We start from the raw sequence: 15,276 nt of genomic DNA on the forward strand, positions 1-15,276 counted from the left end.
GAGGGCATGCAGGCGAAGTACCAGCCGGTACCGGGCAGTCTTTGTGCGAGTCCGACAAAAGCTCACTGTGGTCTGCTGCACACCCCGGTCAGCCTCGGGGTGTGGGCCGGTTGGGCGTTCTGGACCCGCTGGACGTCGTCCAGCCGGTCCCGCACCGGGGCCCCGGGGTGGGCCATGGTCAGCAGCACCGCCTCGTAGAAGGCGTCCCGCACGGCGGCGGGCATCACGTCCGAGGCGTCCAGACAGAGCGGCACCCGCTGGTCGGTGAGGCGGTCGCTGATCTGCTTCTCGACCGTGCCCTTCCGGGCCGGCACGTCGGAGTCCGGCGAGAATACCCCGGCCCTGCGGCCCCACTCCTCCTGGGCCGGGCGCGAGGTGAGCCGGGTGAGCAGGTCGCGGGCCGGTGCGGAGCCGCTGAAGAGTGCCGCGAAGTCGGCGGACACCTCGCGGCCCTTGATCCTCGGGCCGGAGGGCAGCAGCGACGCGGAGTCCGTGAAGGCGGCCTGTCCACCGCGCGCCCCGTAGAAGGAGCGGGCGAAGGAGCCCTGGTGCTCCAGGTCGCAGCCGCCGTCGAAGAGCAGCCCGTGGCCGCCGGGCCGGCCCCGGTGGTCGCGGCGCATCGACCGGCCTGCGGCGTCGGGGTCCTGGGCCAGCAGTCCGGCCCACAGGCTCCAGGCGTTGACCACCGGGTCGTCCGTCCACTTCAGGGTCCCGGTCGCCCATCGCTCGTACAGCACGGGGCCCGCCGTCTGCAGGATCAGGTCCTCGATCCAGTCGCTGCCCGGCCAGCCCGAGGCACCGTCGTCGCCCATGCCGACGCACCAGGAGGCCGCCGGGGCGGGGCGGGCGGGGGGCGGGCGGTCCTTGCGGTACCAGACGATGCTCTTGAGGTCGGTCTTGAGCGGCACCCAGAGGTCGGCCTCTATGCCCCTGGCCTCCGGCTGCCAGGGCCTGCCGTACTTCGCGGCGGCGCCCTTCGCGCCCAGCGGGTGCAGCCGCCGCTCCGCGGCGTACTCGACGAGGTCTCCGACGCCCGGCAGGATCGCGATGTCGGGCGGGTTGCCCGCCTGCACCGCGGCGAGCAGGACCTCCCGGCTGGCGGCGGTGCCCTGGTAGGTGTACGGGGTGCCCAGGGTGTCCAGGACCGCCTTGAACTGCTTCTCCTGGTCGTCGGTCCACGGGCCGAGGATCGTCACGCTCGGCTGTTCGCCGCCGCTGCCGGGTGCGGCGAGCCCGCAGCCGGCCGCGGTCAGCGCCAGACACAGCAGGAGCAGAACGGCTCGGGCGGGCACCCTCATCCGGTCCTCCAGTAGTCGGCGTTCAGGTGCCGGCCGATGCCGACGGCGGGCAGCAGCACGACCAGGGCGGCGGCCGCGAGCGCCGCGTAGTACATGCCGCTCTGCCAGTCCCGGGCGGCCAGGCCGGCCCGCACCCGCGTCCCCATGTCGGTGACGGCCTGCTGGGATCCGGCCAGATCGCTGTGGTGCCCGGCCTGCTGCTCGATCCGGACCAGACCGTCACGGGCCGCGCCCAGCCGGTCCTGGGTCTCGCTCGTCGCGATCAGCGGGCCCGTGGCCAGGAAGACGACGGCCAGCAGCGAGACCAGCAGACAGAGGTCGAGGCTGTGTCCGCAGCGGGTGCGCAGCACCCACAGCGCGGAAAGGGTGATCAGGACCATGGCCAGCAGGCCGAGTTCGGCGACCACCCAGCCGGACCACTGCACGGGGCTCATCGTGCTGAGGGTGCCGACCCTGGCCATCTGGTGCCCCTGGAGGACGTCCAGCCTCGGCACCACCCCGGTGCCCTCGCGGGTGAGCAGCGTCTCGGCCTCCGCGAACTTCTCCTGCTGCATCAGCGGGTCCGTCACGTACTTCACCGCGCCGGGGGTGATGGAGCTGCTGTACGAGGTGAGCACCCCGTTCACCGTTTCGAGCACCCCGCGGCCGCGGTCCCCGTCGATCTGTACGTCGGAGAGCCGGGACAGGCCCTGGTCGGCGGCGGCGAGCTGGTTCTCGTACCGCGCACCGGCGCCGACCACGTCGGCGATGCGGCTGTCCACGGATGCCACGGCCTCCTTGTGGGCGCGCAGCAGGGCGAGCTGGGTGGCGGCCACGCCCTGCACGGCCGGGGCACCGCGGGTGCGCATCTCGCCCGCCGAGACCTGGACCTCGCGGTACGAGACGAGCAGGGCGCTCATCGAGACCAGGGCGGCCACCAGCATCGCGGCCAGATGGCGCTCCAGCAGCCGCCGGGTGCGGGAGCGGTAGGTGTTCCCGTCCGTTCGGGCCGGTCCTGGGCTCACAGCCGCCTCCCGCAGTCGATGCAGAACCCGGCCGCGGGCCCGGCCGGGTGGTCGCAGTCCGGGCAGCGGGGCTCCGGGCCGGACACCGGGAGTCCGGGCAGTTCCACCGGGTGCCCGGAGGTGATGTTCAGCAGCCCCCGGCGGACGGTGCCCGCGTCGACGGCCGGGCCGATCCTGACCCGTCCCTGCGGGCCGTCCACGATCCGGGCGACCTTGCGGACCTCGTCCAGCACCCAGTCGGCGGCGATCTCGGTGGCGAGCCGGACGGCCAGTCCGAGCTGTGCCTCGGCCCGTTCGCGGCTGTCCAGGTCGAGGGCGGTGTACCCGTGGTTGAGGGCGGTCCGCATCTGGGTGGAGACGTTCATGGTGTGGATGTCGCGGCCGACCGCGCCGGAGATGCGTGCGGTGTCAGCGGCGGTGCCGGCCGGCAGCCAGCGGACCACGACCGGTTCGACGGCGCCGCCGACGGCGACCTCGGCGAGCTGGAGGGGCACGCCCAGCGGGTCGTCGCTCGCGTCGGCCCGCAGGGTGAGGAGGTAGTCGCGGGACTCCGGCTGCCACTGGTGGGTGCGGAACTCCAGCCGGTGCGGGCCGTGCCGGACCCGGTCCGGCTCCAGCCGCCGCTGGTGCGGCGCGGTCTCGGTCAGCGTCACTTCCCGTACCGCCGGGCGCACGCTCACCTCGATGGGGAGTTCGGGGCTGCGGACCCTGCGGAGCCGGTCCAGGGCGGTGGCCATGGCGGGGGCGAAGTCGTCGGGCGAGGAGGCGGCGGTGCCGTGCAGCCGTGTCGCGACGGCGAGCAGCGGTACCGGATCCCAGCCCGCTCCGGGTGCGATGACGTCGGCGGTGAACATGCCTTCGTCGTGGGCGAGTTCGAGGCTCAGGGCACTGTCCGGGCGGCTCGCGTCGTCGTCGTCGCCCCGGCTGCCGCCGTCGGTGACGAGGATCAGGTGCCGTACCGGGAGGGCGCGTTCGGCGAAGAGTTCGCGTGCCCTGGCCAGCCAGGTGGTGTATCCGGCCGGGGCCCGCCCCTCGGCGGACGCGGCGATCTGGCCGACGCTGAACGCGGCCCGGCGCCGGTCGTCGGGGCCGGCCAGCGCCCACCGGCCGCGCAGCGGGTAGCACTGCTCGGCGCCACCGCCCAGCACGGTGTACGAGAGCCCGTCGGGCAGTGCGCCCACCGTCCCGGACAGCGCGGCGACGGCCGCGTCACGGCGCTCGGCGCTCACGTCCACCGCGACGACCAGCGCGATGTCGACGGCGGGCACCCGGTCACGGGGCCCGGCGGCGAACGCCCGGACGCGCACATGGGCGTCGATCCGGGCGTCCCGGTCGGGCCGCTGCTTCTTCGCGACCTGGACGGTGAGGCCGATCCCGAGTCCGGGCGTCGCGGCGGTGCGGCCCATCAGCTGCCTCCGGGGGTACGGCGTCGGGGCGGGAACCAGAAGCGGGTCTGCGGGCGGACGGCGTGCGAGAGGTCGATGAGCTTCTCGTGGTCGGCGGTGTCCCGGCACTGCCGGGCCATCCAGCGGTAGCAGCGGGCCAGTTCCTCCCGTACGGCCCGCTCCCCGGGCACCGGCGCCGGTGGCAGTCCGCGCCGCCACCAGTGGTCGTCGGGGGGCGGTTCGCCGGCCGCGGCCCGCACCGCGTCGAGCTTCCACTCGTAGAGTTCGGTGCGCAGCAGCCGGGCCGATTCGTCTCCGGTGACCACGGACGCCGGATGCCGTCCGGGGCCGCCCTCGCGCAGCGGCACCGCGGCGAGCACGGCGTCGATCCGCCGTGTCCCGGGCAGCGGCCGCCCGCCCGCCGCGAGCCGGGCCGCCCGGATGCGCAGCGCGGCGATCCGGGCGACGGTGTGGTCCCGCGACTCGTCGGGCACCAGGTCCAGGACCTCGGCGGCGGTGTCCCGGTCGCCGTGTTCCAGGGCCAGCCTGGCCAGGCCCAGCGCGGCGCCGACGTGGGAGGGGTTGCGGGCGTGCACGGCCCGGAAGAGTTCGTACGCCGACGGGATCGGACCGGACCGGCGGTCCGGGCCGAGCTGCTCCGCGACATAGGCCAGGGCCAGCTTCGCGGCGTACTCGCCGGGCAACGCGCGGTGGACGGCGGCGAAGTGCTCCAGGGCCGCCTCCAGCCGCTGCCGCCGGTCGTCCAGTACCTCCGCGCTGCGCAGCGCGACCAGTCCCCGGTGCCAGCTGAGCCGCCACTGCCGCACCGGGCCGGGGCCGGGAATGGCGTTCGCGGCCTCCACCTGTTCGCGCGCCCGGGTCAGCGCCTCGGCGCCCTCCCGGCCGAGCAGCAGCCGGGCGTTGTGCAGGCAGATCTCCACCGAGCGTTCGCCCTCGGCGGGCTGGGCCAGCAGCCGGCCGGGGTCGTAGCTGCTCACCAGGAAGCGGGCGGCCTCGGGGTCTGCCGGGTAGGGCCGGGGTACCGGCAGCCGCCGGGCGATCTCGGTGGGGGTGGGGAGTCCGCTGTCCAGGGCGGGTGCTTCGGGTGTCCGGTCGCGGCGGTGCGGCGTGCGCTCCAGCCAGTGCGCGTAGTCGGGTACGGAGCCCAGCCGTGCGCCGAGCAGTTCGGTGGACGGGGTGAAGCAGGCGGAGGGTTCGGTGCGGTCCCGTTTGCCGCGCAGCGCCCGGATCTCGCGCAGCACTCCGCGCAGCTGGCCCGCCATCTCCTCGGCGTCGGCGAACCGGCGTTCCGGGTCCCGGTCCGTCGCCCGCTCCACCACCAGCCGGAAGGAGCTGGTGCCGAGGCCGGGCACGTCGTCGCCGACCGCCCAGCCCGCCAGCTCGGCCAGGGTCGCGCCGACCGTGTGGATGTCGTGGGCGACGGTCAGCGGGCTGCCGCTGACCATCTCGGGCGCGGCGTATCTGGGGGTGATGACGGGCGGCGGTTCGGTGGACCCCTGTTTGCGGACGCCGCCGAGGTCGATGACCTTCACTCCGTCGTGCTGGTGGACGACGTTGGAGGGTTTCATGTCCCCGTACAGGAATCCCATGCCGTGCAGGTGGGCGAGGGCTTCGAGGATCTGGCAGCCGTAGGTGATGACGTGTTCGATGTCGAGGACGAAGTTGCCCTGCCGGGTCGCCTCGACGACGGCGGACAGGGTCCGGTCGCCGACGTCCTGCATCACGATGTAGCCGCCGGAGACCGTGCCGTCGGCGCTGCCGGTGCTGACGAAGTCCCGGATCTGGACGATGCGTTCGTGCCGGATGGCGACCAGGCTGCGGCGCTCCTCGGCGGCCTGGACGGCGCCGCGTTCCGCGTACCGGTTCAGCATTCCCTTCACGGCGACGAGGTCTTCGAGGTGGGTGTCGCGGGCGAGGTAGACCCAGCCCTGGCCGCCGTGGGCGATGGGCCCGAGGATGCGGTACTGGTCCTGGAGCAGCGGCCCGTCCCGGTCGAGTTCGGGGCGGTAGGAGTACGGGGCGCCGCATCGGGGGCAGTGGCCCTCCTCGGGCGGCGGGGCCGCGGTGAACGGGGCGACGAAGTAGGTGGCGCAGGACTTGGACGAGCAGCTCATCCGGACGTGTGCGCGGGTGACGGCGGCGCCCAGCCGCCGGTCGGGGGTGCTCGGGTCGAGCGGCGGCAGTTCCAGCAGTCCACCGGGGCCGCACAGGTCGGGGGAGGCGGGCAGCGGCGGCAGTCCCGGGCCGTCCTCACAACGCCCGCAGGTGTCGCAGTAGCCGGTGGGCCGCACCGCTCCTTCGCAGGGTGCTCCGGTGAACCGGCGGTGCGGGCAGGGGATCCTCATCGGTGGCCGGTCCGGCCCTGCGCGTCGCGCGGTCCGGGTACGTCCGCCCGGCCGTGGCGTCGCAGCTCCGCCCGGAGTTCACCCAGCAGGGCGCGCAGGGCGTTGAGCCGGTCGCGCGGGTCCGCCACGGTGCGCAGTTGAGCCAGCCGCCGCCGGTGGTGGGACGTCTCGGCGCGCGGCATGGGTCCCAGGGAGCCCGATTCCACCAGGCCGCTCAGTCCGGCCCATTGCCTCTCGATGTCCTCGACGCGGCCGACCAGCTCGGCGGCCCGCTCGTCGAGGGCCGGTAGGAGCAGCTGCCTTGCCACCTCGGTCACTTCGTCTCCGCCGCTGTCCCGCACGACGACGAGCAGCCGGAAGCCGAGCGTCCGTACCCGGGCGAGCAGGGGCACCAGCCGGTGCGGCTGTGGGTCCTCGTCGAGGCCGATCACGGCGAGGGTGGGCCCGGCGCCGCCGGCCGTGCCGCCCGCCGGCCGTTCGGGCGGGGTGCCGCCCGTGAGCAGCCAGTCGCGGTAGGCCCGGGCCTGGTGGCGGGGCGGGCGCAGCCGGGTCACCAGTTCGGCGACGAACTCCTCGGGGGTGGTGCGGCCGCCCCGGTAGACGAGGTGGGCGCGGTGCAGGTGGTGTCCGAGGGTGCGGTCGCGGCCACCGCCGTGCGGTACGACACTGAAGCGCACCGCGGGTTCGTCGCCTCCGGCGAACCATTGCCGCAGTCGCCGGTCCAGCCCCTGGTCCCAGCCGTCCGGCCCGCTCAACTCGGCGACCAGTGGCACGAGTTCGGCGATCCGGTCGATCGGGATCATGTAGGAGAACGCCAGGTCGTTGTCGGTGGGGAGCGCCAGATCGCGGTCGCCGCGCCAGCTGACGACCATCCCGACGACCCGCTCGGGCGATCCGGCCGCCTCGCCGCGCACCTGCACGGCGGCCCCGCTGAACCCCGGTTTCACCACCTGCTCGTTGCGTCCGGCGTCGAGCTGGATCCAGGCACCGTGCACCCCGCTGATCCGCCCGGTCAGCCACATCCCGTCGGCGAAGGACCGCGCGTACCCGCCGATCCACACCTCACGGCCGCGCTCCAGGCTCCGGTCGAGCGTCGCGGGGGTGGCGTGCGGGCGCGGGCTGTCCAGGGCGAGTACGGCGATGTCCTCGCGGGTGGCGCCGAGTCCGGGCAGCCAGCCGCCCTCGGCCACCCGTGCTCCGACCGGGGCGATGGCGGGGTTCTCGGCGAACTCCACCCAGATCCTGGCGCCCTCCTCCCCCACCACGTGCGCACAGGTGAGTGCCCGGTCCCGGGTGAGCAGCACACCGGCGCCGCAGACCGGCCCGTTCGCGTCGCCCCGCCGTAATCGGATGCGCCAGTCCGCTCTCAGCTCCCCCATGCCGCACGAGAATACGCGCGTGGCGGGGGCGGATCCCAGTCCTCGGACACACTTCCGGTCACTCCATGTCCATCCGGCGTCACGGAGCGGTGGGGCGCCGCCGCACGCGTGATGCGGGACGGGCCCGGCCCCCGGCCGCACCCGTCCCGCATCGCGTCGGGTCAGCCGCCGCAGTGGAAGCGGGCGTCGCCCCAGTCCGCGTGGTCGTTGCCGTTGCCGTCGCCGCCGTCACCGACGACCAGTTCGACGTACTTGGCTCCGGTGACGTCCGCCGTCAGCGACCAGGCGCTGTCGGCCGCCTTCAGCACGGGCGACTTCACCTTCTCGGTGCCGTCGGCCGTGACGGAGAACTGCACGCTGCCGGCGCTCTTCTGCACGTCGTCCACGCCGACCTGGGCGGTGAACGAGGTGCACTTCCCGCCCAGGTAGTAGCGGACCTTCGCCGGTGCGTGGCTGCCGAGGCCCTTGGTGTAGACGGTGCCTCCGACGGTCAGCGGGGAGCCGTCACCGGTCCCGGTCTCTCCGTTGGAGAGGTCCTTCTCGACGGGACCCCAGCCGTTCTCGGAGGCCGTCCAGTCCAGGTCACTGGCCCAGCTGTCGGTGGTGGGCGGCGGCGGCAGGGTCCGTACGGAGGTCTGCGCGCCGAGCGTGCGCCGAGCGCCGCCGACCGTGTACTTCGCCTCGGAACTCAGGCCGTACGTCTGGTACTTGGCGTCCACCGGCGGGGTGACCCGCCAGCTGCCGGTGACCTCGGTGCCCGCCGGGACCGAGTCGAAGGAGACGGCGCCGGTGGGCTGCGACTGCCAGCCCTCGGGGACGGTGAGGCTCAGTGCGACACCGGTCGCCGCCGTCGCCTCGTAGTTGGTGAACGAGACCTTGACGGTGTTGGCCGTGCCCGGCTCCAGGGTCTCGGCGGCCGGTTCGACGCCGAGGGTGCCGCAGGCGGCCTGCTCGGAGTCGGGGGCGGGGCCGAGGTCGGTCACGGTGAAGGAGTCGAGCACGAAGTCGGCGCCCTCGGGGGCGTCGTCGCGCTTGCGCAGCCCGGTCCAGGTGTCGCCGCAGCCCGCGGTGACGGTCTCGGCGAAGTGGCCGGTGGTGCGCTGCTGTCCGATGGCGGTGGTCCGGGTCTCGACCGCGTCGGGCTTGCCGTCGGCGGTGATCCGGTCGTAGCCGTCGACCCACTCGTAGGCGCCCGCGTGGCTGGACTGGTAGTCGTACTCGACCTTGTAGCGGTGCCCGTCGGCCATCGGCACGGTCCACGGGGCGGTGCGGTAGACGAGTCCGGCGTTCTCCTCGTGGGACTTGAGGGACTCCTTGCCGCCGATCACGTCGTCGATCAGCTTTCCGTTCCAGCCGGCCTGGGTGTACGGGGCGTGCAGCTGGGAGATGACGGTGCGGGGGTCGGTGGAGCCGCCCGCGTCGCCCTTGCGGAAGGGGCCCCAGCCCTGGTCGACGGCCTCGAAGTCCTCGTAGGAGACGGTGTTCTTCTTCGTCGCCGGGGCATTGGCGACGATGCGTACGTCATCGGCCCGGACGCTCGCGGTGCTGCCTCCCGCCGCCTCGACGCGCAGGGTGGTGCGGCCGTTCGCGGGGGCGGTGAAGTTCACCTTGGCCCGCTGGAAGTACGTGCCGTGCCGTTCGGAGGCGGCGACGTAGTCCTTCGCGGTGGAGCGGTCCACCGCGACGGACTTCCCGCCGATCGAGAGCGTGGTGTGCCGGCTCTTCCCGGGCTGGACCTCGATGAGCGCGGACGCGGTGTAGCGCCTGCCGGGGGCGAGGCCGTCGATGCGCTGCGAGAGCGCGGCGGTGGAACTGCCGGAGAGCTGGGCGCTGGTGAGGCCCTTGGCGTCGGTCTCACGTGCGACGGTGCCGGTCTTCGACCAGGCGGTCAGAGCCTTGTCGTTGAAACCCGGGTCGTCGACCGGGGTGCCCTCGCCCCACCGGGGGTCGGCGGCCTTCGGGGCCTGCTTCGGGTAGAGGACGTACGGCTGCCCCGCCTTCGCGGTCAGCGTGATCTTCCCGTCGACGGGCTTGACCGTGCCGGTCCTGACCCGGCCGTTGTCGGTGAGCCGGTAGACGGTGTACGCGCCCTTCGAGGGCACCGCCCAGCTGCTCGTACCGCCGGACTCGCTGTAGTGGTAGAGCTTCTTCCCGCCGTCCCACGGCAGCAGGTAGTCGGTGCCGCTGAGGACCTTGCGGCCGTGGTCGTAGAACGTCCGCCTGCCGTCCTCGACCGTGCCCCGGACACCGCCGGTGAAGGTGATGTCGTTGCCGTCCCAGCGGGTGATCTTCTGGTGCTGGAGGTACTTGGCGGGCAGGTTGCGCTGCCAGATGTTGCTGGAGAAGGCGTTCCAGTCGGTCTCGTTGGTCCAGCCCTCGAACTCCTCGATGGCGCTCTGTCCGAGGACCGGGTCGTTGTTCCAGACGTCCTTCTCGCCGTTGCGGATGAACCGGATGATCTTCGAGTTGAGGCCCTTGTTGGTGGCGCCGCCGTAGTCGAGGTCATTGGCCCAGTGCGACCAGAGCGAGCCGCGCTCGAACTTGTCGGCCCACTCGGTGGCGACGTTCCAGCCCTGCTTCTGCACGGACTGAAGGGTCTTGTCCGCGATCCAGCCGTGCGAGTAGTAGACGTCGATGTAGAGCAGGCTGAGATTGGGGTCCGTCTCGTCGCGCAGCTGCTGGAAGCGCTTGGCCAGGTCGCCGCTGTTGATGTCGCGGCGCTGGTCGATGTAGTAGCTCTGCCCCAGCCAGTTCCAGCCCGGCTTGGTCTTGTCGACGAGCTTCTCGTCGAAGGCCTTGGCCTCCGGGTACGCCTCGGTGGCGTTGACGTGGACGCCGAAGGTGGCGCCCCACTTCTTGCCGTCCTTCAGGAGCTCGTTGAGTTCCTTCAGCCCGCCGGCCCGCTTGTTGTAGTCGCCGCCGTAGTCGGGGTGGGCGGAGTCGTGGCCCTCGGAGGCGTACCCCTTGAGGAGCGCCATCTGCCCGAGACCGTCGGTGGCCAGGGAGATCCGCTTGACGTCGTCGAGGGTGCGCAGGAAGGGGTGGGTGGCCTGGCTGGCGAAGTTGAACGGGATGTGGGTGACGACCCGGTCCGGGGTGTCCTTGCTGCCGGGCGCCTCGACGCCGATGGAGCGGAACGCGACGGCGCCGTCCTGCCAGTCGACCGACTTGTCGCCGTTGGCGTCGGGGGTGACGACGACCTTCGCCCAGGGGAGGTCGTTCCCGCTCTCCGGCTTCGGCGCCCCGTCGCCCCGGTAGGTCCACTGGCCGGACCAGACGCCGACCCGGACCCCGCCGTCGTCGTCCTTGCGGGCCTGGTGCCAGAACCGGGCGTCGTCGCCGCCGGTGGCGCCGGACGGCTTGTCGTACGAGGAGTTGGACTCCACGGCCGCGGCGAGCGAACCGGTGTTGAGAATCGCGTACGAGGCACCGACCGGTGCCTTGTCGGCGGCGGTGTCCGCGGTGACCTTCGCGAAGACGTCGGCGGTCTTCGTCGAGTCGTTGTCCAGCCGGGTGAAGGCGGTGGCCCCGCCGGTGTCCGCGGAGCCGACGGAGACCAGGTCGTGGCCCGGGATGTCGATGGTGGAGACGCGGAACGCCTCGGTGTCGCGGACCGCCGTCACCTTGAAGGTGGTGGCGCGGCCGGAGACGGACAGCGAGGCGTCGATCTCGATGCCCGGCAGGTCGGTGAAGGTCAGCGTGTAGCGGGCGGCCGAGGCGGTGACCCGGGGGGCGCCCTTGAGCTTCACCGGGTGCGCGGTGCCGTTGAGGGTCACGGCGGTGACCGGCCGGGTGCTGCCGAACAGCCGGCTGCCGGTGGCCCGGTCGGTGTACGCCAGGACGCGCGGGAAGTCGTCGGCGACGGCGACCGAGAGCTGCGCGGACCCGATGACGGTGGCGCCCGCGGGCACGGACGGACCGACCGCGGCGGGCGAGGGAGCGGCGGCGGTGGCGGGGAGCGCGGTCCCCACCAGTGCCAGGACGGCGGCTGAGGCGGCGGCGACAGCGCCCGCCGAAGTGAATCTTCGCGACATGTGCTCTGAGTAGTCCCCGTGACCGGACACCGTCAACGACCTGCGACGACTCGGAGCGCTCCAGTCCAACAACCGCGTCGCGTAAGTCCAAGTGGACGGTGGGTGTCCCGCCGGGTACGGAAACCGGGCGACGGCGCCGCCGGGAAGGCCTCGGAAGTCGTTGTCCCGCAACGCCCCCGGCGGCTCAGTCCAGGCCCCGGGCGTGCCTGAACCGTGCCAGGCCGTCCGCGAGGTCGATCAGCGGCTCCGGGTAGTCCAGGCGCGCCCGTTCGCGCTCGGGCAGCCGCCACGGTTCATGGATGCGATTGCTTGCCACGTCTCGCAGTTCGGGCACCCATCGGCGTACGTACGCTCCTTGCGGGTCGAAGCGTTTGCCCTGGACGACCGGGTTGAGCACCCGGTTGGGACGGGTGTCGGTGCCGGTTCCGGCGACCCATTGCCAGTTGAGCTGGTTGTTGACGATGTCGCCGTCCACGAGGAGGTCGAGGAAGTGCCGGGCGCCGATCCGCCAGTCCACGTAGAGGGTCTTGGCCAGGAAGCAGGCCGCCAGCAGGCGCGCCCGGTTGTGCATCCAGCCCTCGTGACGGAGTTGGCGCATCGCCGCGTCGACGACCGGGTATCCGGTGCGGCCCGCACGCCATGCGGCGATGTCGTCGGCCGCCTCGTCCTCGGTCCGCCACCGGTCGTGCCGCGTGCGGTAGTCCTCGGCGGACGCCGCCGGACGCGCCGCGAGTACCTGTTGGTGGAAGTCGCGCCAGCACAGCTGGCGCACGAACGCGTCGGCGCCGGGCCCGCCGTGCGTGCGGGCCCGCTGGACGAGTTCCACCGGCGAGAGCGACCCGAAGTGCAGGTACGGTGACAGCCGCGAGGTCACGTCGCCCGCCAGGTCGTCGTGGCCGTCCTCGTACCCGGCCAGATCCCTGCGCGCCCACCGGGCGAACCGCTCACGCCCCCGCGTCTCCCCTCCGGCCGGAAGACCGGGGGAGACTCCTGACAGCCCGTCACGGGACGGCAGTGGTTCGCCGCGCACCGGGTCGGGGACGCGCACCGTGCGGGGCGCCGGGCAGGGATTCCTCAGCCGCTCCTGCGACCAGCGGCGGAAGTAGGGCGTGAACACGGCGTAGTGGTCGGAGCCGGCCGGTGTGACCGCCCCCGCGCCGACGGCGGTGACCACACCGTCGTGCACCCGCAGCGCGACGCCCTGTTCGACGAGGGCGTCACGCAGCCGCTCCTCCCGGCGCTGGGCGAATCCGGTGACGCCCGCGGACATGTGCACCTCGCAGGCACCGCACTCGGCGGCGAGCGCACCGGCCTCCCGGACGACCGGCCCCGTGCGCACCACCAGCCGGCCGCCGCGCCGGCGCAGCGAGGCGTCGAGGTCGGTCAGGCACTCCGCGAGGAAGGCGTCGCGGTTGGGCGTGTCGAAGCCGGCCGCGTGCACACCCGGATCGCGTACGAACAGCGGCACCACTTCGTCCGCCGCCGCGAGCGCGGCGCGCAGCGGGGGATGGTCGTGCAGACGCAGATCCGAGGTGAACAGGACGACCGCGACGGTCATGACGTCACTCCAGGTGTCAGGGGGTGCCGATCTGCGCCGGGCCCGCCGGCCGGTTCATCGGCGCGAGCTTTGGGCGTGGTCACCGTGCGACGGGCCTCCGTGCGCGCTCATGCCCTTGGCCGCCGCTTGGGTGATGTTACGGGCCATGCCGCCGAAGACCACGGAATGAAAGGGGGACACGGACCACCAGTAGGCGTGGCCCAGCAGACCGCGAGGGTGGAACAGCGCTCGTTGCCGGTAGCGGGTGCGGCCCTCGGAGTCCGTCTCGGCGTACATCTCCAGCCAGGCCAGGCCCGGCAGCCGCATCTCCGCGCGCAGCCGCAGCAGCCGTCCGGGCTCGATCTCCTCGACCCGCCAGAAGTCCAGTGAGTCCCCGACCCGCAGGTGCTCGGCGTCGCGCCGTCCGCGGCGGAGCCCGACGCCGCCGACGAAACGGTCCAGCCACCCCCTGACCGCCCAGGCGAGCGGAAAGGAGTACCAGCCGTTGTCGCCGCCGATCCCCTCGATCACCTTCCACAGTGACGTTCGGGACGCGTCGACCGACAGCTGCCGTTCGTCCTGGTAGAGGCTGCCTCCGGCCCAGTCCGGGTCCGTGGGCAGCGGATCGCTGGGCATCCCCGGTACGGCGGCGGAGGACCAGCGGGTGGCGACCTGGGCCTCCCGCACCCTGCGCAGTGCCAGGGCCAGTGCCTCGTCGAACGGCAGCGGCATTCCCGGGGGGTCGGGCACGTACCGGGCGATGTCGTGCTCCTGGCAGACGACCTCGTGGCGCAGCGACTCCGTCAACGGGCGGGCCAGGGCGGCGGGCACCGGGGTGACCAGGCCGACCCAGTGGCTGGACAGCCTCGGCGTGAGCACCGGAACCGGCACGATGAGCCGCCTGGGAAGTCCGGCGACGGTGGCGTAGCGGCACATCATCTCCCGGTACGTGAGGACATCGGGCCCGCCGATGTCGAACGCCCGGTCGACGTCGTCCGGCATGGTGGCCGAGCCGGCGAGATAGCGCAGGACATCGCGTACCCCGATGGGCTGGGTGCGGGTGTGCACCCAGCTGGGGGTGACCATGACCGGCAGCCGCTCGGTCAGATAGCGCAGCATCTCGAAGGAGGCCGACCCCGAGCCGATGACGACTGCCGCTCGCAGCACGGTGGCGGGCACGGGCGCGTCGAGGAAGATCCGTCCGACCTCGGCCCGGGAACGCAGATGCGGGGAGAGCGACTTCTCGGGCACATGCGGTGGGGTGAGCCCGCCCAGGTAGACGATCCGCCGCACGCCGGCGGCGTGCGCCTGTTCGGCGAAGATCCGGGCCGCACGGCGGTCGGTCTCCTCGAACGCGGAGCCGGTACCGAGGGCGTGCACCAGGTAGTACGCGACGTCGATCCCGCGCATGGCCGCGGCCACCGAGCCCGTGTCCGTCACGTCGCCCTGTGCCGTCTCGACGTCACCCGCCCAGGGGTGGTCACGGAGTTTGCGGGGGGTGCGGGCCAGACAGCGCACCCGGTGGCCCGCCCGCAGCAGTTCCGGTACGAGACGCCCGCCGATGTACCCGGACGCCCCGGTGACCAGGCAGTGCAGCCCTGCCGTGTCCCTCCGCTCGTTCGTGCCCACGATCGTTCCTCCAGGTGCTCGCTCCGGCCGCCCCCTTGTCTCGCCCCGATCATGGCCTCCCCGGTGGGACCGCGCCCGGCACGGCGGACGGACGCGCACGTCATGGACCGCAATGCCGGACGGCCGAACGCCGCGGAAGGCGCGCCGGCTGCGGTCCGGCCCCGATCCGCCGGTCGGGCCCCGGCCGCGGGCCGCTCACGGGTTCCGGCGGGCCAGCACCAGGACGCTCAGGCCGAACATCAGGACGCCCAGGGGGACATGGACCGACGGCACGTGCGCGATGCCGAGCACCACCTGCGCCGAGGCGAGGACGAGGAAGCCGGACGCGTACGCGATGGGCCGGGGCGAGCCGCCGCCCGGCCGCCAGGCCAGTACCGCGGCGAGCAGGTACAGCATCGAGGCCCCGTACATCACGCGCGCCCCGATGCCGTGCAGCAGTTCACCGTGCGACGAGGAGAGCAGTACCCCGGCGCTGACCGCCTGGAGGAAGATGGTCAGGGTCTGCAACGCGACCGCCACCCGCAGGAACCGGGCACCGCGCGGTGCCGCGTCCGTCGTCGTCGCTGTCGTCGCTGTCGTTCCGGTCGTTCCGGTCGTCGTCCGCGTGGTCATGATGCCGTCCCCTTGTCCGCCCGCAGGCAGTG

Annotated in this window: 9 protein-coding genes; all 9 read right to left on the reverse strand. The window is 73.1% G+C overall.

Annotation, left to right across the window (positions count from 1 at the left end):
• Positions 1–62 precede the first annotated feature (62 nt).
• The 9 genes from ACGF8B_RS36360 to ACGF8B_RS36400 all read right to left on the reverse strand — a co-directional run bounded on the left by ACGF8B_RS36360 (position 63) and on the right by ACGF8B_RS36400 (position 15,244).
• Positions 63–1,298, reverse strand: a complete 1,236-nt coding sequence (locus tag ACGF8B_RS36360) for a carbohydrate ABC transporter substrate-binding protein (RefSeq protein WP_392746604.1) — start codon at positions 1,296–1,298, stop codon at positions 63–65.
• Positions 1,295–2,302: a hypothetical protein gene (locus ACGF8B_RS36365; RefSeq protein WP_392746606.1), complete on the reverse strand. Its 1,008-nt coding sequence runs from the start codon at positions 2,300–2,302 to the stop codon at positions 1,295–1,297. The genes ACGF8B_RS36360 and ACGF8B_RS36365 overlap by 4 nt, the downstream gene beginning before the upstream one ends.
• Entirely contained in the window at positions 2,299–3,708 is a 1,410-nt protein-coding gene (locus ACGF8B_RS36370) for a hypothetical protein (protein ID WP_392746607.1), read from the reverse strand. Before ACGF8B_RS36370 ends, ACGF8B_RS36365 begins: the two co-directional genes overlap by 4 nt.
• Positions 3,708–6,053, reverse strand: coding sequence for a tetratricopeptide repeat protein (locus tag ACGF8B_RS36375; protein ID WP_392746609.1), 2,346 nt, complete (start codon positions 6,051–6,053; stop codon positions 3,708–3,710). Before ACGF8B_RS36375 ends, ACGF8B_RS36370 begins: the two co-directional genes overlap by 1 nt.
• Positions 6,050–7,432, reverse strand: a complete 1,383-nt coding sequence (locus tag ACGF8B_RS36380; protein ID WP_392746611.1) for a serine protease — start codon at positions 7,430–7,432, stop codon at positions 6,050–6,052. Before ACGF8B_RS36380 ends, ACGF8B_RS36375 begins: the two co-directional genes overlap by 4 nt.
• Before the next feature lie 161 nt (positions 7,433–7,593).
• On the reverse strand, positions 7,594–11,466 hold the full coding sequence (locus ACGF8B_RS36385) for an endo-alpha-N-acetylgalactosaminidase family protein (RefSeq protein WP_392746613.1): 3,873 nt from the start codon (positions 11,464–11,466) through the stop codon (positions 7,594–7,596).
• A gap of 184 nt (positions 11,467–11,650) precedes the next feature.
• Entirely contained in the window at positions 11,651–13,024 is a 1,374-nt protein-coding gene (locus tag ACGF8B_RS36390; protein WP_392746615.1) for a cryptochrome/photolyase family protein, read from the reverse strand.
• Positions 13,025–13,078: 54 nt separating this feature from the next.
• Positions 13,079–14,632 carry an SDR family oxidoreductase gene (locus ACGF8B_RS36395; protein ID WP_392746616.1) on the reverse strand — a complete coding sequence of 518 codons (1,554 nt, stop codon included), beginning with the start codon at positions 14,630–14,632 and terminating at the stop codon, positions 13,079–13,081.
• A 195-nt stretch (positions 14,633–14,827) separates the two neighbouring features.
• Complete coding sequence (locus ACGF8B_RS36400; protein ID WP_392746618.1) at positions 14,828–15,244, reverse strand: hypothetical protein; 417 nt, start codon at positions 15,242–15,244, stop codon at positions 14,828–14,830.
• Positions 15,245–15,276: the final 32 nt, after the last annotated feature.

The organism is Streptomyces sp. NPDC047917 (assembly GCF_043204345.1).
Classification (GTDB): Bacteria; Actinomycetota; Actinomycetes; order Streptomycetales; family Streptomycetaceae; genus Streptomyces; species Streptomyces sanglieri.

Bases quoted from the DNA above. Each gene is read 5' to 3' on its own strand.
- ACGF8B_RS36370 (WP_392746607.1), bottom strand. From the start codon at position 3,708: ATGGGCCGCACCGCCGCGACGCCCGGACTCGGGATCGGCCTCACCGTC.
- ACGF8B_RS36375 (WP_392746609.1), bottom strand. From the start codon at position 6,053: ATGAGGATCCCCTGCCCGCACCGCCGGTTCACCGGAGCACCCTGCGAA.
- ACGF8B_RS36390 (WP_392746615.1), bottom strand. From the start codon at position 13,024: ATGACCGTCGCGGTCGTCCTGTTCACCTCGGATCTGCGTCTGCACGAC.
- ACGF8B_RS36360 (WP_392746604.1), bottom strand. From the start codon at position 1,298: ATGAGGGTGCCCGCCCGAGCCGTTCTGCTCCTGCTGTGTCTGGCGCTG.
- ACGF8B_RS36380 (WP_392746611.1), bottom strand. From the start codon at position 7,432: ATGGGGGAGCTGAGAGCGGACTGGCGCATCCGATTACGGCGGGGCGAC.
- ACGF8B_RS36400 (WP_392746618.1), bottom strand. From the start codon at position 15,244: ATGACCACGCGGACGACGACCGGAACGACCGGAACGACAGCGACGACA.
- ACGF8B_RS36385 (WP_392746613.1), bottom strand. From the start codon at position 11,466: ATGTCGCGAAGATTCACTTCGGCGGGCGCTGTCGCCGCCGCCTCAGCC.